At 50.7% G+C, this 23,417-nt stretch carries 19 protein-coding genes and 2 tRNA genes; 12 read left to right on the forward strand and 9 right to left on the reverse strand.

What is annotated here, in order from left to right; genetic code table 11:
• The coding region (locus L1N85_RS15625; RefSeq protein ID WP_235240014.1) for a GGDEF domain-containing protein at positions 1-1,160 on the reverse strand (1,160 nt) is incomplete at its 3' end.
• 123 nt (positions 1,161-1,283) lie between these two features.
• On the opposite strand from L1N85_RS15625, the gene L1N85_RS15630 reads away from it, so the two are divergent.
• From L1N85_RS15630 to L1N85_RS15640, 3 genes are read left to right on the forward strand one after another with little or no spacing between them, the layout of a single operon-like run.
• A complete protein-coding gene (locus L1N85_RS15630) occupies positions 1,284-2,411 on the forward strand; it encodes a glycosyltransferase family 4 protein (RefSeq protein ID WP_235240015.1) in 1,128 nt (375 codons plus the stop codon).
• 32 nt (positions 2,412-2,443) lie between these two features.
• Positions 2,444-3,724, forward strand: coding sequence for a metallophosphoesterase family protein (locus tag L1N85_RS15635; protein ID WP_235240016.1), 1,281 nt, complete (start codon positions 2,444-2,446; stop codon positions 3,722-3,724).
• A 15-nt stretch (positions 3,725-3,739) separates the two neighbouring features.
• Entirely contained in the window at positions 3,740-7,057 is a 3,318-nt protein-coding gene (locus L1N85_RS15640) for an AAA family ATPase (RefSeq protein ID WP_235240017.1), read from the forward strand.
• Positions 7,058-7,080: 23 nt separating this feature from the next.
• On the opposite strand, the gene L1N85_RS15645 is transcribed toward L1N85_RS15640, so the two are convergent.
• The gene (locus L1N85_RS15645; RefSeq protein WP_235240018.1) at positions 7,081-8,121 is read right to left on the reverse strand and encodes a YkvI family membrane protein; all 1,041 of its coding nucleotides are present in this window, start codon (positions 8,119-8,121) and stop codon (positions 7,081-7,083) included.
• Between the two features lie 252 nt (positions 8,122-8,373).
• On the reverse strand, positions 8,374-9,087 hold the full coding sequence (locus tag L1N85_RS15650; RefSeq protein ID WP_235240019.1) for a hypothetical protein: 714 nt from the start codon (positions 9,085-9,087) through the stop codon (positions 8,374-8,376).
• A 238-nt stretch (positions 9,088-9,325) separates the two neighbouring features.
• Here L1N85_RS15650 and L1N85_RS15655 point away from each other — a divergent pair, with 238 nt between their 5' ends.
• The 3 genes from L1N85_RS15655 (at position 9,326) to L1N85_RS15665 (ending at position 10,629) form a co-directional block, all read left to right on the forward strand.
• Positions 9,326-9,895 carry a xanthine phosphoribosyltransferase gene (locus L1N85_RS15655; RefSeq protein ID WP_235240020.1) on the forward strand — a complete coding sequence of 190 codons (570 nt, stop codon included), beginning with the start codon at positions 9,326-9,328 and terminating at the stop codon, positions 9,893-9,895.
• A gap of 82 nt (positions 9,896-9,977) precedes the next feature.
• Entirely contained in the window at positions 9,978-10,298 is a 321-nt protein-coding gene (locus L1N85_RS15660) for a hypothetical protein (RefSeq protein WP_235240021.1), read from the forward strand.
• Positions 10,299-10,410: 112 nt separating this feature from the next.
• Positions 10,411-10,629 (forward strand): hypothetical protein, encoded by a 219-nt coding sequence (locus L1N85_RS15665; protein WP_235240022.1) that lies wholly within the window; start codon positions 10,411-10,413, stop codon positions 10,627-10,629.
• A 163-nt stretch (positions 10,630-10,792) separates the two neighbouring features.
• Here L1N85_RS15665 and L1N85_RS15670 read toward each other — a convergent pair.
• Positions 10,793-10,879 (reverse strand) — tRNA-Leu (locus L1N85_RS15670).
• A 139-nt stretch (positions 10,880-11,018) separates the two neighbouring features.
• On the opposite strand from L1N85_RS15670, the gene L1N85_RS15675 reads away from it, so the two are divergent.
• A complete protein-coding gene (locus L1N85_RS15675; RefSeq protein ID WP_235240023.1) occupies positions 11,019-11,441 on the forward strand; it encodes an Rrf2 family transcriptional regulator in 423 nt (140 codons plus the stop codon).
• Positions 11,442-11,726: 285 nt separating this feature from the next.
• Here the strand turns inward: L1N85_RS15675 and L1N85_RS15680 are convergent.
• Positions 11,727-11,813: transfer RNA gene (locus L1N85_RS15680), tRNA-Leu, on the reverse strand.
• A gap of 168 nt (positions 11,814-11,981) precedes the next feature.
• On the opposite strand from L1N85_RS15680, the gene L1N85_RS15685 reads away from it, so the two are divergent.
• Complete coding sequence (locus L1N85_RS15685; protein ID WP_407946449.1) at positions 11,982-12,884, forward strand: divergent polysaccharide deacetylase family protein; 903 nt, start codon at positions 11,982-11,984, stop codon at positions 12,882-12,884.
• Here the strand turns inward: L1N85_RS15685 and L1N85_RS15690 are convergent.
• Positions 12,849-13,547 (reverse strand): N-acetylmuramoyl-L-alanine amidase family protein, encoded by a 699-nt coding sequence (locus L1N85_RS15690; protein WP_235240024.1) that lies wholly within the window; start codon positions 13,545-13,547, stop codon positions 12,849-12,851. The two genes, L1N85_RS15685 and L1N85_RS15690, sit on opposite strands and share 36 nt — an antisense overlap.
• 130 nt (positions 13,548-13,677) lie before the next feature.
• On the opposite strand from L1N85_RS15690, the gene L1N85_RS15695 reads away from it, so the two are divergent.
• Positions 13,678-13,875 carry a YqzE family protein gene (locus tag L1N85_RS15695; RefSeq protein WP_235240025.1) on the forward strand — a complete coding sequence of 66 codons (198 nt, stop codon included), beginning with the start codon at positions 13,678-13,680 and terminating at the stop codon, positions 13,873-13,875.
• Here L1N85_RS15695 and L1N85_RS15700 read toward each other — a convergent pair.
• The 3 genes from L1N85_RS15700 to L1N85_RS15710 all read right to left on the reverse strand — a co-directional run bounded on the left by L1N85_RS15700 (position 13,866) and on the right by L1N85_RS15710 (position 17,666).
• Positions 13,866-14,771 (reverse strand): hypothetical protein, encoded by a 906-nt coding sequence (locus L1N85_RS15700; protein ID WP_235240026.1) that lies wholly within the window; start codon positions 14,769-14,771, stop codon positions 13,866-13,868. The genes L1N85_RS15695 and L1N85_RS15700 overlap by 10 nt on opposite strands.
• Positions 14,772-14,895: 124 nt before the next feature.
• A complete protein-coding gene (locus L1N85_RS15705) occupies positions 14,896-15,846 on the reverse strand; it encodes a YqhG family protein (RefSeq protein ID WP_235240027.1) in 951 nt (316 codons plus the stop codon).
• On the reverse strand, positions 15,843-17,666 hold the full coding sequence (locus tag L1N85_RS15710; RefSeq protein WP_235240028.1) for a DEAD/DEAH box helicase: 1,824 nt from the start codon (positions 17,664-17,666) through the stop codon (positions 15,843-15,845). The genes L1N85_RS15705 and L1N85_RS15710 overlap by 4 nt, the downstream gene beginning before the upstream one ends.
• A gap of 275 nt (positions 17,667-17,941) precedes the next feature.
• Here L1N85_RS15710 and L1N85_RS15715 point away from each other — a divergent pair, with 275 nt between their 5' ends.
• The 3 genes from L1N85_RS15715 to L1N85_RS15725 form a co-directional block, all read left to right on the forward strand.
• Positions 17,942-21,700, forward strand: a complete 3,759-nt coding sequence (locus L1N85_RS15715; RefSeq protein WP_235240029.1) for an LAGLIDADG family homing endonuclease — start codon at positions 17,942-17,944, stop codon at positions 21,698-21,700.
• 583 nt (positions 21,701-22,283) lie between these two features.
• A complete protein-coding gene (locus tag L1N85_RS15720) occupies positions 22,284-22,607 on the forward strand; it encodes a hypothetical protein (RefSeq protein ID WP_235240030.1) in 324 nt (107 codons plus the stop codon).
• A gap of 135 nt (positions 22,608-22,742) precedes the next feature.
• The coding region (locus tag L1N85_RS15725) for an IS1634 family transposase (RefSeq protein ID WP_235240031.1) at positions 22,743-23,417 on the forward strand (675 nt) is incomplete at its 3' end.

The following is a 23,417-nucleotide window of genomic DNA, read 5'->3' on the forward strand; positions in this document are numbered from 1 at the left end:
CGCTTAGAAGAGCTGATGGATTTGAACGCTGTTACTTTATTTTTCCCCGTCGTCTTCGAATGGTACATCGCCTCATCGGCCTGTTTAATCACTTCCTGAATATGTTTGCTTTCCTTAGAGGTGCTGAAGCCAACGCTGATGGTAACCATCGTCTCCGCTTCAACTCTGCGGCGAATCGATTCGGCTACCAGCTCGGGCTTTACCCGCTCGGTGTTGATGCAGGCCAGCAGCTCTTCCCCGCCATAGCGTCCTGCCGAGCCGATTCCGCTCGACTCCTCCTTCATGATCACGGCCACTTGCTTCAGTACGCCGTCAGCCTTGAGATGCCCGTGCGTATCGTTGAGCCTCTTAAAATTGTCGATATCGCCGAAAATGATAGCCATCGACTTGCACTGCTGCAGAAGCTGTTCGGCTTTCGAATAAAAATGACGGCGGTTGTACAGGCCGGTCAAGCCATCCATAATGGACGATTGATAGGTAAGCAGCAATCGCTCAATGACCCATTCAAATAGAAGCAGGAATAACAAAGCGTAATAAATTATCGGCAGCAGCTGGCTAAGCAGCGCGAGCCATCCCAATGAGCCATGGAACACGTAAGCGCCCGCCAGCCGAGCGAGCTCGCTTACGAAGAAGACGATGAGGCTCGCGTAATATTTGGCGTTCATAGCGGCGCTTCTCGTGCCAAGCATGATAATGAAAATAACGATTAATCCATAAAAGTCGAGGGCAGGAAACGTAAAGGCATCGACAGCAACGCCCGTATCCGCCGCTGAAGGCGCAATCGCAATTTGAATGCCTGCAATGACAAAAGTCAACATACCTATAATAATAAACGGAAGGCCTTTCAACTGAGCGGAACGTCCCGTATATAATTTCATGAAAACAAAGTTTATAATGATAAATGAGACGATCTGCAAAACGGTGAACGTCAAATAAAACCAGGGTATGAATGACAGGTCCGGATAGGCGAGTACAGCTGTCAGGCATTGCTTGACGATAATAAGCGGGATGGCCGTAATAAGCCAGCGGTAAATTTGTTTATTGCGATAGCTGATATACAGCCTCACCGACATAAAAAGCATAAGTACGAGAATAACGATGATGGCCGATGAAGATAAGAGCTGGCCGTTCGGCCACGCAAGCCAGTGCGAAATTGTCATGAGCTAACCACCATTTAATAGAATTAGAGTCAGTAGCTTTACAGAAACGTATGTTCTACTATATCATGTTTTACGGTGAACGAATAGTTTAGACATAAGGATTACGTTGAGGGGATGGGACATATGAACATTTTACAAGCGTTGTTTTTTCCACCGGAGCAGCCGGGCGGCGTTTCATCGATGGTCCCGTATATTCAGGAACGTTTCATCAAGCTTGGCTGGCAAATGGAGCTGTTTTCGCTGCCTAAGCGCGTCAGGAGCAAAGGGCAAGACGAGATCGTATTCGAAACGTTCGATCATACGGCTTATACCGGAAATATAATTGTCGATAAATATATACAAACCTACCGGGACTACATCTGGTGGACAAAAATGCGCGTTAAAAAGCAGTACGATATCATTCATGCGCATCACCCGATCGCCGCGCTAGTTATGAAGCAGCTGTTCCCGGAAACGCCGCTCGCGGTGACGATCCACTCGAGCTATGAGAGAGAGCTTATTTTGAACGGGAAAATAGCGGAGGGTGGACCGGAACACCGGTTTCTCATGAGTATTTACGGGGAACTGGAGGCGAAGGCCGATCAGCTTCTCACCGTATCGGAGTCGTTTCGTTCGTACATCGCTCCCCAAATTAAGCATGCCGATCGTATTAAGGTGATACCGAACGGCTTTGATGAAAAAAGATTTAAACCCATCGCGCATGACAACGCAGTCACGCAGCTGATCACGGTGTGCAGGCTCGTTCCGGCGAAAGGGCTGGATGTGCTGCTGCATGCTTGCGCCGAGCTGAAAAAGCAAGGCCATCCGTTCATGCTTCATATCATCGGAGACGGTCCAATTCGCGAGGAGCTCGAATTGTTAGCCGTTAGATTGGACTTATACGATGATATTATTTTTTACGGTTACATGCTGCATCCAGAGGAATTCATGCCATTCTTCGACGTATTCGTCCTGCCTTCCCGTGCGGAGGCGTTCGGCTCCGTATTCGCGGAAGCGGCATTATGCTGGCTGGCGCTTGTCGGGACGAACGTAGGCGGCATTGCGGAGCAAATCGACGATGGCGTCAACGGCCTGCTCGTTCCGCCCGAGGATCCCGCAGCGCTTGCAGCGGCGCTCGAAAAGGTCGTAACCGATCCTGCGTACCGGTACAATCTCGCAAGAGCGGGATGGGATAAGGCGAAGAAGGTTTATTCACTTTCCCGCGTCATTTCTCAGCTTAAGAAGGTATATATCCAAATGAAGCCGGAATAAAGATTAACCATTTCGCTATAGGCGGTGAAGCAATGACTGTACCCTTTCGATTCATTCATGCCGCGGATTTGCATTTGGATAGCCCGTTTCGCGGACTTGCGAAGGCGCCCGATCAGGTTCGTGAAGTGTTGTCCGATTCAACCTTTGCGGCCTTGCGTCAGTTGACGGAGACGGCGATTCGCGAGCGGGTTGACTTTATCGTGCTGGCAGGCGATTTGTTCGATGAGGCTGACCGTTCCCTCAAAGCGCAGCTTCTGCTCGTCCGGGAGTGGGAGAAGCTGCAGGAGCACAACATAGCCGTGTTTGTCATTCACGGCAATCACGACCCTCTGAATGGCGCCAGGGCGGATTTGAAGCTGCCGGGTAACGTCTGCGTATTTGGCGCGGAGAGAATGGAATATCGGCCGGCCTATCGCAGAAGCGGTGAGCTGGCTGCTTTTGTTTACGGTTTATCCTACGGCACGCGAATCATGACGGAAAATGCGGCAGCGAGCTATCGGATCCAGCCGGAGGGGCCCTTTCATATCGCTTTGCTGCATGGCAATGTTGACGGCGACGGCGAGCATGATCCGTATGCCCCTTGCTCGCTTGAAGAGCTGATCGGCGGCAAGGGCTTTGATTATTGGGCTCTTGGCCATATCCATATGCGCAGAGTGCTGTATGAATATCCTCATGTCGTCTACTCGGGCAATACGCAAGGGAGAAACCCCCGAGAAACGGGTCCGAAAGGCTGTTATATCGTAGATGTCACTGCAGCGCGTGCCGTCGAGCTTACGTTTGTACCGCTTGACCGGGTACGCTGGCTGGAGCATACCGTTCCGATTGAAACAGCAGGCTCGGAGCAGGAGTTATTGCAGCAGCTTGCCGATGCGGCGGAGCTGCTTGCCGAGGAGGCCGAAGAGCGCCCGGTCATGCTTCGGTTTCTTTTGACGGGACGAGGAGCGCTTCATCACCAGCTAATCGATAAAGCGGTCGTCCGTACGCTGCTGGAGCAGCTTCAGGAAGGCAGGCAGCGTCATGCAGGCGAGTCTTGGGTATACGTTTACGATCTTGCGGTACATACGGGGGCGGCAATCCATTGGAATGAGCTGGCTGCGGAAGACAGCTTTGCAGGGGAGCTTTATCGGCTAAGCGAACGGTTGGCGGATGATGAGGCTCAGTGGCGCGAATTTGCCAAGGATGCGATTAGCCCGCTCGCTGGTCATTCAAAGATTGGGAGGCTCCTGCGCGAGGAGCTGGACGAGCTTCCGGCGCAGTGGCTCGAGCAGGCGCGCGAGCTTACTCTTAGTTTGGTGCAAGGGACGGATACTTGAAGGAAGAGGTGAGATATGAGGCTGCATCGGGCTGAGATAGATGGTTTTGGACAGCTGTTTGGGAAAGAGCTTTCGCTGGATGCCCCCGTCATTCTCGTATACGGTCCGAATGAAGCGGGCAAAAGCACGATGTTCAGCTTCATTCGTACGATGCTGTACGGCTTCGCTAAACGAGGACAAGCCGCTGACAGGCAAGAGCCAGTGAATGGCGGGAAGCATGGCGGACGCTTATTTTTTGGCGACCAGACGGGCGAGCGCTATGTGCTTGACCGTTATGCGGCTGACGGGACGGGAAGGCTGAAGGTGCGCAGTCTAGTTTCTGGAGAAGACAGAGAGGTCATGCGGGGCGCCGAAGCTCTTCATGCGTTTAGCGAGGGCGTGATCTTGACACAGACGGATTGGGAGCGAACATTTCTTGGAGGAGTAAGCGAACGGCTTTATCGCCAATTGTTTGCCATTACGTTAACCGAGCTTCAAGAAATCGGGGCATTGTCGGGGGATGAGCTTGGGCGGTACTTGTACCACGCGGGATGGGACGGCGGCAAATCGATCGCGGCGGCAGAGAAACGGTTATCGCAGGAAATGGATGCCTTATTTAAGCCGCGCGGAACGATTCAGCAAATCAATCAGCAGCTCAAGACGCTTGAGCAGGTCGAAGCCGCATTGCGCAGACGCAAGGATGCGATTGCTGCTTACAATGATTTAATTGGCCAGTCGGAGCTGCTGGACCATTCCTTGAACCAGCTGGAATCGGAGCTGCCGCTTACGGAAGCGAGGCTGCAGCTGCTGAACAAGGCTTGCGCCGTTAGACCGCTGTGGCTGCGCAAGCAAAAGCTGCTTATAGAGCGTAATTCGCTTACTTACGCTTTGACCATTTCGGCTCAAGCGGCGAGGAGCTGGGAGGAACTAAGAAGGCTGAGGGCGGAATGCCGCGATGAATCGGAGCGGACGAGGCAGAAGCTCATGCTGCTTGAGCTTCAGCTGGAAGCGATTCGATACGATGAGCATGCGATCCGGATCGGGCATGAGACGGATGCGCTGCTGCAAACGGCGGAAAGCATTCGCATGCTGAAGGAAGAGTGCAGCGAGCTTGATGCCGAGCTGAGGGAGCATGATGAAGCGATTGCGAGGCTGGCAAGCAGCATTGCGCCGGAATGGACAGAGCGGCAGCTTCGCGGATTTAGCGTGACGGTTGCCGAACGCGATTATGTGAGAAATGCGAAGCAGCAGGAGTCCGAGCTGTCTCGCACGACGGAGCGTTTCTCTGCGGAGCTGGAGGCGCTGGGACAGCAGGAGCGGGAAGCGGTGAATGCGCTGGACGAAGCGGATGCGGCGCTCGAGGGCGATCGTGTACGCCGCGAGCGGGAGAGCGCTGCGGGGTTCGCGGTTTTGCCGCTTGCGCGGGAAGCGCTGCGGGAGGCGTGGAACGCCGTAGACCGCGCTCTCCGCGAGTGGGAGCTCGAGCGGGTGCGCACTGCCGGCGCCGCCGGGGCCGCGAGCGGGAGCGAGGCGGCCGGCCGCGGCGCGGCTGCTGCGGACCGGGGCCGGGCCGGGCCGCTGTGGACTGCGGCGGCGGGCGCGGGCGGAGCGTCGCTGGCGCTTGGCGCGGCTGCGCTTAGCGGCGCCGCCGCGGGCGAAGCGGCCGGCGGCGCCGGCTTGGCCGCGTTGGCGCTGGCGGGAGCAGCGCTTGCGCTCGTTGCCGCCGCGCTCGTGCGAAGCCGCGGCGGGGGCGGATCCGCGCGGGCTGCAAGCCGTGCGGAAGAAGCTCGACGCGGCCGGCTGCGCGGAGGGGTGCGAACGGGAGCGGCAACAGATAGCGACCTTAGTCATGCAGAGCGGCGGGTACAACTTGCGCTCGAAACAATCGTGCGTGAGCCGGCTGAGGCAGCGGCGGCGCTGCTTGCCGCAAAGCATCATAGCTCGGCTGAGCACCTGCTTGCCGCCGAGCAAGCGCGTTCGCAGCTGCGCGCTGCCGTGGAAGGCCGGATCGAGGCGCTGCAGATCAGCGAGCGCCTTCAAGTCCAGCGCAGCGAGCTCGCCCGCCGCCTAAGCAGGCTGCGCGCGTTTGCTGCGGAGCGCAGCGAGGCCGCTGCAGCCGCTGCGCAAATCAAGCAAGCCGCCGCCGGGCAATGGGCCGGCTGGCTTGCAGCACGCTCGCTGCCGGCGGAGATGTCGCCGTCAGCTGCGCTCGAAGCGTTCGAGCTTGCCGGGCAAGCGCTGCAGCGGCTGCACCAATACGACCGGCTGGCGGCCAAGCAAGCCGCTGCCCGGGACCATGTGGCCGCTTTCGCTGCGCAAGCGGCCGCATTGTGCGAGGGATTCGAGGAAGCAGAGCGCCAACTCGCAGCCGACCCGGTGCTCGCCCTGCGGCTGCTGCATGCCGAGTCGCGCCGGCACGCAGCAGCCGAGCGGGAAGCGCGCGGCATAGAAGAGCGCCGAGCCGAGCTGCTTCTCTCCTTGAACTCTGTCGAGGCGAGAATGCAAGAGCTGCAGGCAGCGATAGCCGCGCAGCTGGAAGCGGCGGGCATCGATAATGAGCAGGGCTATGAGTCGGCGCTTGGGCATCGTCAGCAAGCGGCTTTACTCGAGCTGGAGCTGTCAAAGCTGGAGGTGGAAATAACGGCAGGCATGCCGGAAAGCCGGATTGCCGAGCTTGAGGAGCTGTATGCGGCGAGTGATGAGGAGCAGCTTCAAGCTTTGCAAGCCGCCGCGCAAGCTGCGTACGAGCAGCTGGAGAAGCAAAAGCGGGAGCAGTTGGAGCAACGGGGCAGGTTAAGGCAATCGGTGGAGCATTTGTTTCAGGAGGAGGAGCAGCAGCAACTGCTCGCTCAGAAGGCCATGACCATAGCGCAGCTGGAAGCGGATATGGAACGTTATGCGGTTCTGTCGATCAGCGCGGCGTTAATCCGAAAAACTAAACGAATTTACGAGGAAGAGCGTCAGCCTGTCGTGCTGCGCAAGACTTCCCTTTATGTTTCGAAGCTTACGGACGGCAAATATATTCGCGTGCTCGCGACGCCGGGGGAAACGGGCATTCGGCTGGAATCGTCAGACCGGCGTTTGGTTGACAGCAGTATGCTGAGCCGGGGAACGGCTGAGCAAGTGTATTTGGCGATGCGGTTCGCCTTGGCCGAGGAAGCCGCGCATTCGGTGAAGCTGCCGTTTATGCTGGACGACGTTTTCGTTAACTTCGACCGCGGGCGTCTCCATGCGGTTGCCAGGCTGGCGGCAGAGCTTTCGAATGACAGGCAATTGATCGTAATGACCTGTCACGAGCATATTCGGGATGCAATGCTTGAGCATTGCGGGAGCGCAGCCCTCATCAGTATTTAAGCCTGGCCTAACCGTGATCCTCCTCAATTCGTCAAAACTTTCTTGCGGATGATAAGAATAAGCCAGCCGAAGCTGATAAGCCCGAACAACGGATAGAGCATTGAAAGAAGCATCCCGAAGCCGATCTGGCTGGTGACGTAGCATATGGCCAGAATGAGCAGTACGATCAGGCTGCGGGACCATTTCAATCGCTCATGGAGCTGAAGCGTAAGGCCGTAAATATCGGCGATAAGAGTCGTGAAGATTTCCGCGAAAATGATAAAGATATAAATAAACTGAACGCTGTGCCCTAGCTGTCCTGCAATGCCGCCCATCGGAATGGCGTATTGCTGGATACCGGGCATATAAACGGATAAAGCGATATGTCCGGCCAAAAGCATAAAGCCGATTCCGATTCCGCCGACCCAAGAGCCGGCAATAATTGTCTTCCGGTCCCGGACTTCGGCTCCCAGCGGGACGAGCACGGCCTGCGACATCGACAGGTTAAAGGCGGTATACAGAAAAGGCGATGCCCATGCGGCAAAGATTGAATGATCGCTTGACAGCGTCATGAATCTACCGGCGCCGGGCGTCTGGAACGTATCGATAATAATGAGCACGGTAAACAGCAGCATGATCGGGACGACGATCGCGTTTACCGTCAGGATCGCTTTCATCCCTTTGCGCAGCAGGAAGTAGCAGGCCGTGACCGTAATAAGCAGACCGGATTGATAGGAAATATTCCAGTGCTCATAAAAAATAGTGCCTGCTCCGGCAAGCATGACCGCCGTTACACCGAGCAGGATGACCAGCATGAAGTGGCTGATCCAGCGACCGTATATTTCGCCAAAGAGTGCCTTGTTTAAGTCCTCGTAGGATTTGGCGCGGATTTCGCTGGCGATTAGCATCATTTTTGTACCGAGCCATATGAACAAAACGGTAGACAATGCTATCGTAATTGTGCCCAAGTAGCCGAATCGGGTGAAAAACTGCAATATTTCTTGCCCGGTGGCGAAGCCGGCTCCTACAACCGTGCCTATATAGGTTGCTGCAATTTGCAGCACCGTGCCTGTACGCTTCCACATTTTCTACCTTCCCCCGTTCAAAGAACCTTATATACTTAGAAGGTATGTCCAACGGAGGACAGGCATGACTTTTTTCAAAAGATTAAATAAGATCGACGACATTTCTTGCGACAGTTCATTAAACGAAAAAAAAGCCGAGAGCTGGCGCCGGAATGGTTTCCGGAGCCAGCTTCGGCTATTCGTAAGCGGCGGCTATACTTGCCGAGCATGAGTCCCGCCTCATTTGGGCAAGATCGAAAACGATCGTGTTGGTTAGCTGAGCGAGAGCAGCTTAATGGAGACGATCGTGTTATGCGCGGGATCCAAATCCAGCTTGAGCAATGCATTCTCCGCTTCATAGGTGAGCAAATAAGTCGTTTGCTTATGCGGCTTGCCCAGCAGCCGGAGAGCGGCTTCAGGCTTGTCTCCAATTCGAAGGCCGCTTAGGCCCGAGGAGACGTGTTCGCCGTACACTTCCACGAATTGTACGGTTTTGCCGCCATTGATTCCGATTGCGAAGCCATCATATTCGAGCACTTGGATCGCGCCAGTCTCTTCTTCCAGCGTGTAGCTGTCGATTTCCTTGCCAAACAGCTTGCTGACCTTCGAAACGGCATCACCGATTGCGATTTCATGCAGCTTTGGATCGGAGGAGCTCCATGACGATTTCTCGCTTTCCGTTTCTACGGTAGCCTTGGTATCCTCCGGCTTATTCAGAGTGGAGGTTTCGGCGCTTGTATCGCTTGTTGTATCCGCGCGATTCGTATGGGGCTCCTCGGTAGCGCGCTCGTCGTCATTTTGTTCCGAATACGTCTTCTGTGGACTATCAGGCTCGTTGTCGGTTTGATTATGGCCAGCGCCTAAGCTGCTTGTCAGCGGATCCTCCGGAGTCGTAGCGGCGCTTTGACAACCGGCCGCCAGGATAACAAGAGCAGAAGCAGCGGCCAGCAGGGCAGTCTTTGACGCTTCTTTTCCGGTTAAGTTCATCCTCCGCACTCCTCTCATCAAGTATGTATGAAAACGATAGGACATCATATTTTAATCTTACTATAAGTAGACGTACAAAATAAGGGAAAAGTTGCTCCTCTTTTCCGTAGATTTGAAAATTTTTCTAATTGAATGCTTAATTTTTGAATCGAAGCCATTTGACCGCTTCAATAAGGTTGCACTTTTTGCCTGACCTATGGTACGTTAACGAAAAGGATTTTGGTGGAGGTCATGAAAGATGGAAAGCTTAAAACAACGCATTTTGGCGGAAGCATCGGTTTTGTCGAGTGACGTGCTGCGAATAGATGCTTTGCTTAACCACCAGGTCGACCCTGCATTGACGATGGAAATGGGACAAGAGTTTGCAAGACGCTTCGCGGAAGAGAAAATTACGAAGGTCATTACGGTCGAGTCTTCGGGCATTCCCGCAGCTTTCGCAACGGCCTGCGTGCTTGGAGTGCCTCTCGTTTTCGCCCGCCGCAAGAAGACGCTCATTGCCGATCCAGACGCCTATTGCGAGAGAGTGCCGTCTTTTACAAAAGGTATGGTTACCGACATTATGGTATCCAAGCAGTTTCTAACCGAAGAGGATCGGGTACTGTTTATTGACGATATTATCGCGAACGGAGATGCCGCGCGCGGTCTTATCAAAATCATTCAACGCTCGGGAGCAGAGCTTGCCGGCTTCGGAATCGTAGTCGAGAAGTCGTTCCAAGCAGGGGGAAGAACGCTTAGGGAGCAAGGCATTCGGGTGGAACCGCTCGTACGCATTTCGTCGCTCGATAACGGCGAAATCAAGTTTGAGTAAGATGTTCCAGTAGAAATAGTCTTTTCCCATCCGGAATTATCGCTTATAATGATACAGAAGTGATCGAGGGGAGGCACAAGCTATGGGGAAAATGTCCGCTGAGTTTTTGTATGCGAAGTTAGGTGACGCGAAGGTACACTTCGAACGCGCATTAGATTGCAAACATACGGAATTTGATGATTTGTATCCTTATATGATCGAGCATCCGCAGTTTTTTTGGTACAAACGCTATGTAGCTTGGTCTGAGCTGCTGACGATCGTTAAGCTGTGCGATGAGTTGTCTATTGAATGGCGGGATCAGTTTACGGACCGCCAAGGCGAATATATCGGTAAACGCGTCATGTCTTCGCGGGTATTGGATGAGTGGTATGAAACCAACGACGCGAAAGAGCATGCAGGTTAAAAGATAGAATAAGCGGTTGTGACGTATGAACGTGACCTCAATGCATTGCGCGAGCAAGCATTGAGGTTTTTCAATAGCTGTAAGGGATGCGGCAGAGGCGGGAGGGAAGACTGTGGTTAGTGAAGAACAATTGGATCAATACCGCATAAGCGGCGAGAAAGTAAGAGTCGTAAGGGACGGAATGGAAATCAACGATGTGCTCGGAATCGTAGTCGCTTGGGATGAGTCCACGGTCGTCATCAGGCGTCCGAATCGACGAGTCGTTAAGCTAAGCCGTGCATATGCGTACGCACCGGCTTCCGAGGAACGTCCAAACCTATTGGAAGAGTGATCGATATGAAATGTTGACTAAGCTTCATAGCGAAAAAAAGAGCTATTGTCTCGGTATGGAGACGAAGGCTCTTTCTCATAACAGGGGGCTTGGAATTGTGTCGATATGTGTCCAGATAAAAGAACAAAAGCCCCAGCTCGCGAGCTGGGGCTAATGAAAGTTATGGTGCGGTCGAGAGGACTCGAACCTCCACGGCTGTTACACCACTAGAACCTGAATCTAGCGCGTCTGCCAATTCCGCCACGACCGCATTTTGCGTGACAACAGAGAATATCTTATCATGGAAATGGCGGATCAGTCAACTCTTAATTGTTTGACAATCGGAAATGCATGTAACTATAATACTTACATGAAAGGCAATAACGAGTTAAGGACAGGTGGTGATTACGATGACCAGCAATAGGTTTGCCGTAGCGGTTCATATTTTGACCCTATTGGACACGAATAAGAGTGCGCGGCTCACATCGGATTATATCGCTGGCAGCGTCAATACGAATCCGGTCGTCATTCGCAGAATTATCGGCATGCTGAACAAAGCGGGGCTTGTCGCGACCAGTGCGGGCGTTGCAGGAGCCGTCATGACAAGGTCGGCAAGTGAAATCACGCTATATGATATTTATTGTGCCGTTCATAATAATGGTCAGGATGAGCTGTTCGCAATCCACGAGAAGCCAAATCCAGAATGTCCGGTTGGCCGCCATATCCAATCCTCGATCGAGTCCGCCTTTAACGAAGCCCAGAAGGCCATGGAGCTGAAGTTGTCTCATATTAAGCTGGCTCAGATTACGGATGATGTTATGAGCAAGCTGTAAAATGTAATTGAAGGCTGAAAATAATTGGCTGCAAGCATGTTGATAAAATAGATCTATGTTTGCAGAATGGGTTAGTTTGGCCGGATTAGATCTATTTTCTAGACTAATTTGGGTGAGTGGTGGTTGCTTTAATAGTTTTTCTCGCCGTAATACAAAAAATCCTCCTTCGTGATTAAGCCACGAGGAGAATTTTTGTGTGTCCAGGTTAACCACACTAGACACATCGTCGATATACACTTCAATCTGAAGCCAGCAAGCGCTGAAATTTCGCGTCAATTGTATGTATGGTGCGGTCGAGAGGACTCGAACCTCCACGGCTGTTACACCACTAGAACCTGAATCTAGCGCGTCTGCCAATTCCGCCACGACCGCATTTTGCAATTACGTTCTTTATAGTAGCACGTTTCCGAATAAAAAGTCAATATTGCGATTCAAGTTTTGAATCCCTTTCATTGCAAACTTGCTGCACGTTGATCAACGAAGCATATTTTATGCCCTATTCACAAACAATGAATGTAAATAGGTTAGGGGCGTGAAGGGATGAGCAGTCAACATAATCTTTTTAATGATAGATACAGAATGAGGGGAGGTCTTCAATGGAAGCGGCTTCTAATGAAGGCGATTGCGATTGCTGTATTCCTATCGGTTGCTTTGGCGACAGGGACACCATCCAGCAATAGGATTGTATATGCCCAAATGCCAAGCCAAAAACCGGCAGTGAACGAAAAGAAGCAGGAGCAGCGTACGCTCGCCATTGTCATCGATGATTTTGGCAACGGAATGGATGGCACGACGGAGATGATGAAGCTGTCGGTTAAATTTACGGCGGCCATTATGCCGTTCATGCCGACAACGAAGCAGGATGCGGAAGAGGCGCATAGGTTAGGGCATGACGTCATCGTCCACATGCCGATGGAGCCCAATAAGGGATTGAAAAGATGGCTGGGACCCGGCGCGTTAACGACGGATTTAAGCGACTCGGAAATTCGAAAGCGCGTAGAGGATGCGATTGATGATGTTCCTCATGCAATCGGCATGAACAACCATATGGGCTCGAAAGTGACCGCAGACGAGAGAATGATGCGCATCGTGCTGGGCGTTTGCAAGGAGCGGGGGCTGTTTTTTCTCGACAGCCGCACGACCTATAAGACAGTTGTGCCGAAAATTGCGGCTGAGCTTCAGGTTCCGATCGTGTCTAATGACGTATTCCTTGACGATATTTATACTGTTCAGCATATTTCTAAGCAGATCGGCGTGCTTCGCAAGCTTTTGCAATCACACGCCAGCTGCATTACGATCGGACATGTTGGACCTCCGGGGAAGAAAACGGCTTCTGTCCTTCAGCAGTCCATACCGGTTATGCAGCAGAGCGTACAATTCGTCAAGCTAAGGGAGCTTATCCAAGGATCAATGAACGACCCACCTATATTGCCTAATTCCTGAAGCAATAGCAGCTGCCACGTCCTGCTGTCTGCGGGGATCGGTTAGCATGCTGCGGTCATTGTCGCTGCTAATATAGCCCATTTCGATGATAACGGCAGGCTGCTTGACCTGTTTTAACAAAAAATACGGCTTTCCTTCCCTCGGCAGGAAAGCCGTATTTTGTTGTCGATTCAGCGCATCTTGTATGCAAAATGCAAGCAGAGCACTCTCGCCCCGCTTTTGATGAAGGACGAGCGGACCGCGCCGGGAGCCTTTTTTAGACCAATTCACATGCAGGCTGACGAGCAGCTCGCTTTCGATTTCTTCAGTTAGCTGCCGGCGCTGGGACAGATCCTTGCGATGTCTGGAGCGCGTAATATGCCAGCGATTGTCTTCACTTAGCGCGTAGTCGCCTGTACGGTTCATAACGGCGGGGATGCCTTGACTGCGAAGCAGCAGATACAGCTTCCTTGCAACGGCCAGATTAATATCTTTCTCGAGAATATCGGCTGCAGATGCCCCGCCATCGATTCCGCCATGCCCGACGTCGATGATGACAACGGTAGACGGAAGCGCCCAATCTTGATCCGTATTAACCGGAAGCAAGGGCCATACATTAGCATAGGAGCTGCTTGTGTTGACAAGCCATAACGCGATCATTGCCAATATGATTTTACGAAGCATATCGCAGGGTCCTCCAGTTCCTTTTTGACATACGGTTAGCGTGGCTGTTTGAAGGAAAACTCATACATGTTTATGTTCGCGTCCTGCCGGGCAAACTTATAGCAACATCATAATGGGGCAGGTGAGAGGTATGGCTAAAGGCGGCGATGAATACGTGAAATACGTGACGGAGCAGTTTGTGGCTTATATGGAGACACCAAGAGCAGAACGTAAACAAACAAAAACGTCAGCCAAAGCTCGTAGAGAGCCTTGGCTGACGCGATGGTTCGGCTATGGACCAATGAGTATTATTTTATGGTGGCGGGGACTGATGGGGCGTCAACGGTAAAAGTGTCCGAGCTCAAGCAGCAATAAAAGCGGGACATAGCGGCGATCCGTGCCATCCTCACCTGCTTCAAGAGCGATATAAAGATGTCCGCTATTCCATTTGTTGTAACCTACGACCGACCAGACATACATCATTTGACCTTCGAACAGCTCTGCGGTATAGCGCAGCTGTTCTTTGTTGTTCAGCTTCGCGAATAGGCCCCAGTAGGAGCTTGTGCTCAGCTGGATTGGCGTTTTCGTTAACCAGGGCATCAGCCCGTACGGATTGAATGAGGGCAAGGAAACATGCTTTAGCAGCTTAGCGGAGGCCGGTGCTTGCTTCCGGCCCGCTTCCATGAGCTTTGATGAAGAGGCGGCAGCCCAATCATTCGTTTGTACGGGCAATAGCTCTCCGCTCGCAGCATCGGTATAATAAGTATCCTGCTCGGCAGTCACTTTCCACGCGGCGAGCAGCGGGTGTACGTATAACGGTTCGATGTCCGAGGCAGGCTTCAGGAGCTCAAGCTGCCTTACAGAGCGTGTGAGCGTCTGTTCATCGAACAGCGGATGACTGCTTATCCCGTATTCGCCTAACTGGTAACCGCCTTTCTCAACTGCATGAATGACTAAATAACCAACGGTTTCATTTGTTTGCTTAACAAGCACAAGCCAGCTATGTGTACCTGGTCCGATGGGGGAAACATGAAGGGAAGCTTGCTTCCAACTATTAAAATCCGGTTGTTCGGCAAGCTCGTCCACGAACAGCTTAGCCTGCTGCTCCACGGGCTGATAGGCTGCTGTCGGTTTTTCCGCCGCATTTGCAGCCGCTGTCGCAGCTTGCTGCTGCAAACCGCCGGAATAAATGACAAGAGCGGTTAATACGCAAGCTGCCGTCAGCTTTATGAATGGTTTTCGCATAATTGATCACCTCACTATCATTGTAATGGACAAGCTATAAGAAGACTGTTGCATCATGTCGGGCAGGGGCGGTCCGAGAACCGCCTTTTTTTGGCGTAACGATGCGGATATCGTCTAAACAACGTCAGTCGATGCCTTCAAGGTGAAAGATTCCGCAGTTAATGGCGGACATCGTTACCCGAGGCTCATATTGCCAGCGTATTTCAGACTGCCGCTGAGTGAATTGCTCCTCGATCGCCGGCTTATTTTCTGCAAGAGCATTGTGGAGGAGCGGCTCGTAATAGCCGCTTATACGCGCAAGCTCTTCCTCTAATCTTGTCGAAGCATTCTCGGCCCAGCCGTAGTCATAGCTGCGAAGCTTGCGCTCAAGCGCTTGTTCTACAAGGCCGAGCGCTTTATTAAAAGAAATTCCGTTCTTCGTTATATGAATATTGGCCGGCAGCCGCGGGGTGAGCTTATGCGCCAATAAACGATCGTAAAACTGCTCCACGCACTGCCCCGTTGCGAGCGATACGCCAAAGCAGTGAATTTCCTCGCGCTTGCGGTCGCAAGCAAATTCGACTCTCATATTCACCCCAAGCCAGGCGGTGTAGGGTGAGGAGTTAAACGGATTGCCGCTGCGCTTTGCCGGCTCCTGAAAGAGATATACGAAGCTGCCCTTTGCTTTGGCAGCGTCGAATAGCTGGTCCAGCTTGCGGGCGCCATAATATAAATCCTCACGGGGTACGCGTGCGGGCGCGGCAAGGCTTCCGTGGATGAATCCAAGGGAGCGGCCCAGCGCGGCATTGGCTGCCGCATCCTGTTCCGATACGGAAGCGTCAACTGCTGCAGCATTTGTTTTAGCTTCTTCCGCAGCATCATATTTTTCCTTATCCGTTACGAACAAGAACGTCATGGTCTCAGGCTCGGCGTTAACGCGGTCAACGAAGCTCCAATAATAGGGGCGGTTCGTAAGCTCGCGATCGGCATGCGGCGAAAGCTTGACGGTGAAATGAGCGGGCGATTTTTCCAAAATCGAGCATTCCGTCGCTTCCAAGTAACGATTTACGAATTTGTGAACCTGCTTCTCATTCAAGGTCTCACCTCCACGCTTTCTCCAAGCGAATCCAGCTGAACGAGCAGATCGGGGGCTGGAGCGTAAGGAACTTGTACGGTTTTCACCTCATCGCGAATTCGGCTAAGCGAGGAGCCCAGCTGATTCAGCTGCTCTTTCAAAGCCGTATCGTTTCCTGCTTCCAGCAGTACCTTTGCCAGCTTCTGCTCCAACGAGCCGTCGCCTTTCTCGAATCGCTCCAAAATATGGTCAAGCTCGCCGATGACCAGCTCGAATAGGTTGATTTTCTCATGCAGCAAATTCACGATATGCTCCTCGATCGTTCCGAGCGTGCAAAGGTTGTAAATTTTCACATCCTCCTTCTGCCCGAGACGGTGAACACGACCGATCCGCTGTTCAACGCGCATCGGATTCCAAGGTAAGTCAAAGTTGATCATGTGGTGGCAAAATTGCAGATTGATGCCTTCGCCGCCTGCCTCCGTCGCAATAAGCACCTGTGCCCGGCCGCGGAACAAATCCATCATCCAGTCCTTCTTGCCGCGGTTCATGCCGCCCCGATAAGGAACGGCAATCATATTCTGCGCCCTGAAAAATTGCAGCAAATATTCCTGCGTGGCCCGGTACTCGGTGAAAATAATCACCTTATCATTAAATTCCTTAACAAGCTCCATCGCCTTCTCGGCCTTCGTGTTTGCCTTAATGTTACGAATTTTCTCGACAAGCTCCCATATTTTCGGCCGCAGCGGGGAGTCCTCGGCTGTCTTCTTGAACAGATTGACCAGTGTTAAAAATACGGCATCGCGACTGCTGCAAACCTCGCGCTGCAGCGTGACGAGGGAGAGCATGCTCGACATGTCTCCGCCGCTTTCGTCATAACGTTCTCTTACGAAGCCGGTGACCGCATCGTACAGCGCTTTCTCTTCTTCCGATAATAGAAGCGGAATGTTCTTCACGAACCGTTTCGTAAAATGGATGCCGCCGTCTCCGCGGCGATTGCGGATCATGATGGTCGAGAGAGCTTCCTGCAGCTGATCCTCATTTTTCGGAAGCCGCTTATCGACAACAAAATTGGCAGCGAATTCGCTTTGTCCGCCAAGCTGGCCGGGCTTCAGCAAAGTAATGAGATTGTAAAGCTCATCGAGATCATTTTGAATAGGCGTTGCCGTGAGAAGCAAACAATATTTTTTGCGCAATAGATTAGCGAACTGGTAATTCGTCGTTTTTTTGTTCTTCAGCTTATGCGCCTCGTCGATAATGATCAGGTCGTAATCGGTGCCAAGAACAATCTCGCGATGAGGCTCGCGTTTCGCGGTGTCGATGGAGGCGACGACGACGTCATAGCCCCAGGTGTGCTCCTTCTTCTGGGCAACGGCGGAAATGCCAAACTTCTGATTAAGCTCTCTCACCCACTGGAGCACCAGCGAGGCGGGCACGAGAATCAATATGCGTTTGGCCAATCCGCGGACAATGTATTCCTTGAGGACAAGTCCGGCCTCTATCGTTTTGCCAAGACCGACCTCATCCGCGAGAATGGCCCGGCCGCCCATTTCATGCACGACCTTGCGCGCCGTACTGATCTGATGGGCCATCGGCTCGAACGAAGGCAAGGAACGCAAGCATAGCAATTGATCGAAGCTTTCAATTCGTTTCGCTTGCTCTGCTTCCATAGTGAGTTGATATAACGTCCAATCATCCCACGGACCGCCTCGGGCCAACCGATTTTGCAGCTCCTCGAACCATGTTCGATCGCAATGCAATTCAACGAGCGGATGCAGCTTGCGTGTAGCGGTAGCAGGTCCGGTCTCGGCCGAGGCAGCCTGCGGTGTTGTAGAATATGACATCAAGTGCAGCTCCTTCCGCGGTAAAAGGATAAGTTATAATTAGTATTGCCCTTTCATCCAATAATAATAAGAATCAGCTAAAAAAAGAGAAAGGATAAGCAAGAAAGGGTGAGAGAGAGCATTCGCGGAGCTGGATGGTAAGCTCAGCCATTTTCAAGGGTGAACATCAATATGTTGTATAGTATAATGGTTAATGACACAATATATCGTGATTTAATCAACCAATATGCTGGATATGCTTGAGGCGCGGAAAGTATGGGGAGGAATGGGATGCGATGGAGATGACGGGTGGAAGACGGCTTGAGGGACTAAGCGAAAAAATCTTTTTGGATCGGTACGCTTGGAAAAATGCAGACACGAACGAAACAAAGGTCGGAGACGTCGTACTCGTTCTGACGAAAGACGATCCGAAGTTTCCGGCGAAGGAAGTCGGGGAAGTGGTCGCGCGTTCGGGGGATAAGGCTACGGTGAGGCTGCGAAGCGGGGATTTAGTAGAGTCCAGCGTGGAGAAGCTTACGCTTACGCTCGAGAAGACGCCGAAGGAAATGTGGAACCGACTGGCCTCGGCGATGGCCTCGGTGGAGAAGGGCGCAGAGAAACAGCGGGAATGGGAGCGGAATTTTAATTATATTTTGGACGATTGGAAGCTTGTGCCCGGCGGGCGGATAGCGGCTGGAGCGGGAGCGAGCGAGGAGCTGACGCTGTTTAATTGCTATGTGGTTCCGTCTCCTAAGGACAGCAGGGGCGGCATCATGCAGACGCTGATGGAAATGACCGAAATTATGGCACGGGGCGGCGGCGTCGGCATGAACCTGTCTTCACTGAGACCGCGGCGCGCGATCGTGGCCGGCGTGAACGGTTCTTCGAGCGGTGCGGTGTCGTGGGGAGGGCTGTTCAGCTATACGACGGGGTTGATTGAGCAAGGCGGAAGTCGAAGAGGCGCTCTAATGATTATGATAAACGACTGGCATCCCGACGTACTTGAATTCATCACCGTCAAACAAACGATGGGGCAAGTGACAAATGCCAACTTGTCCGTTTGTGTGAGTAACGCCTTCATGAAGGCCGTAAAGGATGACCTTGATTGGGAGCTTGTATTTCCGGATACAAAGGAAGAGGACTATAACGAGTTATGGAATGGGGATATAGAGGAATGGCGCCGTCTCGGTAAAAAGATCATCCATTACAATACGGTAAAGGCGCGGGACGTCTGGCACACGATTATCGATTCGGCTTGGAAATCCGCCGAGCCCGGCGTCGTGTTCATGGAATACTACAACCAAATGTCGAACAGCTGGTATTTTAATCCGATTATTAGTACGAATCCGTGCTTTCATGCGGATACTCGCATAGCTACTGAATTTGGATTACAACGGATCAGTGAATTATATAAACAGGTAGAGAATAACGCATTTGAAATGGTTACAGATAATCGTCTGATTCAGCAGGCTAAGGCAGTGGGGGGAAGAAGTTACGAAAGTGTGGGTACCAGTATACGTTCAGCAAGAGTTTTTCCTACAGGTAAAAGATTAACCTTTAAGGTTTCTTTAGCAAATGGAATGGAAATTAAAGTGACGCCTGAGCATCGTATATATACGTCTACTGGTTGGAAAGAAGCGCAACATCTAACACCTAATGATCTTGTATATATTCAATCTGGAAAAGGCGGATTTTCAAAAAATGATCAACTTGGTGAACAATGGGGCATGTTTTTAGGGTGGATGACAGGAGATGGTTGGCTTTCAAAACGTGGGGATATTGGAATGGTATTTGGTCAAGAAGATAAAGAAATCATCTCACACATGATTGAAGCTGGGGAAAAATTTAGTGGAGTCGCGGCAAAACGATTTCAAAGGGATAATGGCACATGTCAACTTTATTGGTGGCGTAAAGCATTTAGGGAAAAATTGATTGATTTAGGCATAAAAGCGGTTCCTGCTGGAGAAAAACAAGTCCCAAGTTGTATATTTACTGCTTCAAGAGAGACGGTTGTTGCTTATCTGCAAGCATTATTTAGTGCAGATGGTACTGTGTATGATAAAGACGAAATGCATCGTACAGTTAGATTAACATCTAGTTCAAAATTATTGTTACAAGATGTTCAAATGTTGCTGTTGAATTTTGGTATCCATGGACACATTTACAGTCGAAACAAAAAACAGCAGAAACATTTTGAATACACAACAAAAACTGGAGATCAACGAATTTATGTAGGAAAACCATTCTTTGAATTGATTATTTCCGGTAATAATATCGTTGTATTTAAAGAGGAAATAGGTTTTAAATATATCATAAGAAAACAAGATGCTCTTGAGCGAATCTCGAGGAAATCACGTAAAAATGAGAAATTTGTTTCGAAAGTGGTTTCAGTTTCCGAGGGGGACATAGTTGAAGTTTATGATATTACTGAACCAATCACAAATTCATTAATTGCAAATGGTTTTGTAGCTCATAATTGCGGAGAACAGGGCCTGCCCGGCTGGGGAGTTTGTAACCTGTCCGCGGTTAATTTATCTAAGTTTTACGATGAGGAAAAACATGATGTCGCATGGGATGAGCTGGCGAAGGTGACGCGATGGTCGGTTCGATTCCTGGATAACGTTATCGACAAAACGCCTTATCATTTTGAGGAAAATGAACGGAACCAGAAGCTGGAGCGGAGGATCGGTCTTGGAACGATGGGGCTGGCGGAGCTTATGATCAAGCTGGGTATTCGCTATGGAAGCGCAGAATCGTTAACGTTTCTAGATGAGCTGTATAGGTTTATGGCTCGCGAATCGTATTTGGCATCCAGTGAGATTGCTGCCGAGAAGGGCTCATTTCAAGCGTTTGATGCCGAAAAGTATGTACAAAGCGGCTTCATGCAGCATTTGATCGGCGCGTTTCCCCAGATTGGAGAGGCAGTCAAAAAAAATGGAATACGAAACGTTACGGTCATCACACAAGCACCAACCGGGAGTACAGGGACGATGGTTGGCACATCCACCGGCATTGAGCCGTATTTCGCATTCGAATATTTCCGTCAAAGCCGGCTCGGCTTCGATAAACAGTATGTGCCAATTGCGCAGGCGTGGAAAGATGCTCATCCCGGCGAGGAGCTGCCGGACTATTTTGTCACAGCCATGAGCTTGTCCGCAGAGGAGCATATTCGTGTGCAGGCCGCTATTCAGCGTTGGGTCGACAGTTCGATCTCGAAGACGGCTAATGCTCCTGCGGATTTCACAGTGGAGGAAACAAAGCGGCTTTATGAGCTGGCATTCGAGCTTGGCTGCAAAGGCGTTACGATTTACCGAGACGGCAGCCGCGATGTGCAGGTGCTTTCGACGAAAAATGAGGAGCCGGTGGAAGTGAAAAACGAATCCGCAGAGCAGGCTACGTTGGACCCCGAATCAGCCAAGTCGCCTGCAGTAGATCACGACGAATTATTTGATGCGGGTTTGGTCGAAGCTGCCGTTCCAACAGACCAGGGTGAACAGATCGTTGACAGGCAATATAAACGCAGGCCGCAGGTGCTTCGCGGAGCGACTTATAAAGTAAATACGCCTTTCGGAATGGCCTATATAACAATCAATGATCTAAATGGCATCCCTGGCGAGATATTTCTGAATGTCGGAAAAGCGGGCTCCGATGTGTTCGCCATGGCTGAAGCGTTAGGGCGCGTGTGCTCGTTGTTCCTTCGCTATGGTGATCACGGGAATAAAGTGAAGCTATTGATCAAACATTTGAAGGGAATCGGCGGTTCGGGCGCGATCGGATTTGGCGTCAACAGGGTAGAGTCAATTGCTGATGCGGTTGCAAAGTCACTGGAGATGCATATTGAACAGCAAGCAGAGCAAGCGGCGGGGGATGAGTCTGATTTGTCAGGAGATGCAACATTTGGTGAAGAAATTGTGGATTCAAATGGGAGCGGTGAAGCGCAGCATCATGCTGAAATTACCTCAAGGGATTTATGCCCATCCTGCGGCTCGGCCACTTTAATCAATATCGAGGGCTGCAAGCAATGCAGTCATTGCGGATATAGTAAATGTAATTAATTGAGATAAGCAGCAATTAGCGATAAGTAAATGTAAGTTGTCAAATATTTTGGGATAGCATCAAATTTCCTGGGATCAGAATGAACTTGTAAACCGCATTTGTATTGGAGTATTGTCAAATATTTTAGGATAAAGGACAGAACATGTAATATTTAGAGAGTCGGTTGTCAAATCCCTTTGGAATTTCGCAAAATGATCTGGACAGAAAATACGGAAATTGCTGTCATTGCAGAAGAAAAACTCAAAGTATGCTGGATAATAATAATCAAAGTTGGCTTAACTGGACACACATAACATGGGTGTCCAGTTTTTTAATTATTGAGTCAGAAGATTTGTGATGTGCTAAAGGTTGACTTCTATGATTATTGCAAGTAGCGTTTTGTTACTGCAAAAAATATCGTGAGAAAATGTTACTACTTAGCTCTCCCTCGGAGCAGGGAGAGCTAAGTAGTAACGAAACATTAATCAAAACAATTTCGTTTTATATGTACAAAACAAAGTTTGTATTAAGACCGATCGATCGGAAGATGTGTGCGATTCATTTGAAGAAAGGATAGGAGAATTAATTATGAGGAGATTCTTATTGATCTTTTCAATTTTGTTAGTAATAGTTGGTTGCAATAGCGCTCAGGAAATTCCCTTACCACCAATGAAAGAGATATCCGAAACAGCATGCATGGTTTATCCGACTGACACCACTAAATGTTATCTTGTTCCATTATCTTATAAAGAAGCAATTGATTGGTTCGATAATAGTTCTAATACAAAAGGCTGGACAATTACTTGGATTTCTGATGTTGAACCTTATTCACTTATAATGGAAGCGAAAAAAACTAAAATGAAGATTCAACTATATCGCCAAATTAAAGATACTGAGACAGGAATACAAGTAGAGTCTATTAAATGACTAGGATAGAAATATGTATCCGACTTTCCGCATGAATAAAATGGAAAATATTCATTATAGCAACCTAAAGCAGTAGGATTTCTACCCGCCCGCGGCGAAAAAGTAAAGCAAACGCTTGTGAACGGGGGAATTTTTGTGCAATTAGAGGCTATGGTCTCCATCGCCGCAGGTCCAAGTCAATTGATCGCTGCGCTTTGTGATGAAATCGGCTTGGAGTCGATCATTAATTCGGCAGTAGAGTGGAATCCGTCGTACTGCAAGGTTTCACCCGGCACGCAAGTGAAAGCGATGATCATTAATATCCTTTGTTCACGCATGCCCTTGTACCGTGTATCTGAATTCTATCAAGAGCAAGATATTGAACTCCTTCTTGGGCCTGGGCGCAAGGCAGAGGATTTGAATGATGATGCGCTGGGACGCACGCTTGACCGCCTGTATGACGCCCAGAGCTGGAAAGTCTACTCCCAATTGTCATTAACCGTTCTTCGCCACCTAGGATTACCTTTAGATGTTCTACATAGTGACACCACTTCCTTCTCCGTTCAAGGCGACTATGTAAATCAAGACGATTTGAATGTCACTTATGGTTACAACAAGGATGGACGCCCAGACTTGAAACAGATTGTCATCGGCCTTGGGGTAACGCCCCAGCGCCTGCCCATCATCGGGAAAGTGGAAGATGGGAATTTAGATGATAAAACGTGGAAAAACGCCTTTATCACTCGCCTGCGTTCGGTCCTCTCCGATGAGGAATGGAGCGGCTTAACCTACGTGGCCGACAGTGCGCTGGCCACCATGGACAATTTGCTT

Source organism: Paenibacillus alkaliterrae, assembly GCF_021532375.1.
Lineage (GTDB): Bacteria > Bacillota > Bacilli > Paenibacillales > Paenibacillaceae > Pristimantibacillus > Pristimantibacillus alkaliterrae.

Coding starts and splice junctions, on each gene's coding strand:
- L1N85_RS15630 (WP_235240015.1), top strand. CDS start 1,284: ATGAACATTTTACAAGCGTTGTTTTTTCCACCGGAGCAGCCGGGCGGC.
- L1N85_RS15635 (WP_235240016.1), top strand. CDS start 2,444: ATGACTGTACCCTTTCGATTCATTCATGCCGCGGATTTGCATTTGGAT.
- L1N85_RS15640 (WP_235240017.1), top strand. CDS start 3,740: ATGAGGCTGCATCGGGCTGAGATAGATGGTTTTGGACAGCTGTTTGGG.
- L1N85_RS15645 (WP_235240018.1), bottom strand. CDS start 8,121: ATGTGGAAGCGTACAGGCACGGTGCTGCAAATTGCAGCAACCTATATA.
- L1N85_RS15650 (WP_235240019.1), bottom strand. CDS start 9,087: ATGAACTTAACCGGAAAAGAAGCGTCAAAGACTGCCCTGCTGGCCGCT.
- L1N85_RS15655 (WP_235240020.1), top strand. CDS start 9,326: ATGGAAAGCTTAAAACAACGCATTTTGGCGGAAGCATCGGTTTTGTCG.
- L1N85_RS15660 (WP_235240021.1), top strand. CDS start 9,978: ATGGGGAAAATGTCCGCTGAGTTTTTGTATGCGAAGTTAGGTGACGCG.
- L1N85_RS15675 (WP_235240023.1), top strand. CDS start 11,019: ATGACCAGCAATAGGTTTGCCGTAGCGGTTCATATTTTGACCCTATTG.
- L1N85_RS15685 (WP_407946449.1), top strand. CDS start 11,982: ATGAGCAGTCAACATAATCTTTTTAATGATAGATACAGAATGAGGGGA.
- L1N85_RS15690 (WP_235240024.1), bottom strand. CDS start 13,547: ATGCTTCGTAAAATCATATTGGCAATGATCGCGTTATGGCTTGTCAAC.
- L1N85_RS15695 (WP_235240025.1), top strand. CDS start 13,678: ATGGCTAAAGGCGGCGATGAATACGTGAAATACGTGACGGAGCAGTTT.
- L1N85_RS15700 (WP_235240026.1), bottom strand. CDS start 14,771: ATGCGAAAACCATTCATAAAGCTGACGGCAGCTTGCGTATTAACCGCT.
- L1N85_RS15710 (WP_235240028.1), bottom strand. CDS start 17,666: ATGTCATATTCTACAACACCGCAGGCTGCCTCGGCCGAGACCGGACCT.
- L1N85_RS15715 (WP_235240029.1), top strand. CDS start 17,942: ATGGAGATGACGGGTGGAAGACGGCTTGAGGGACTAAGCGAAAAAATC.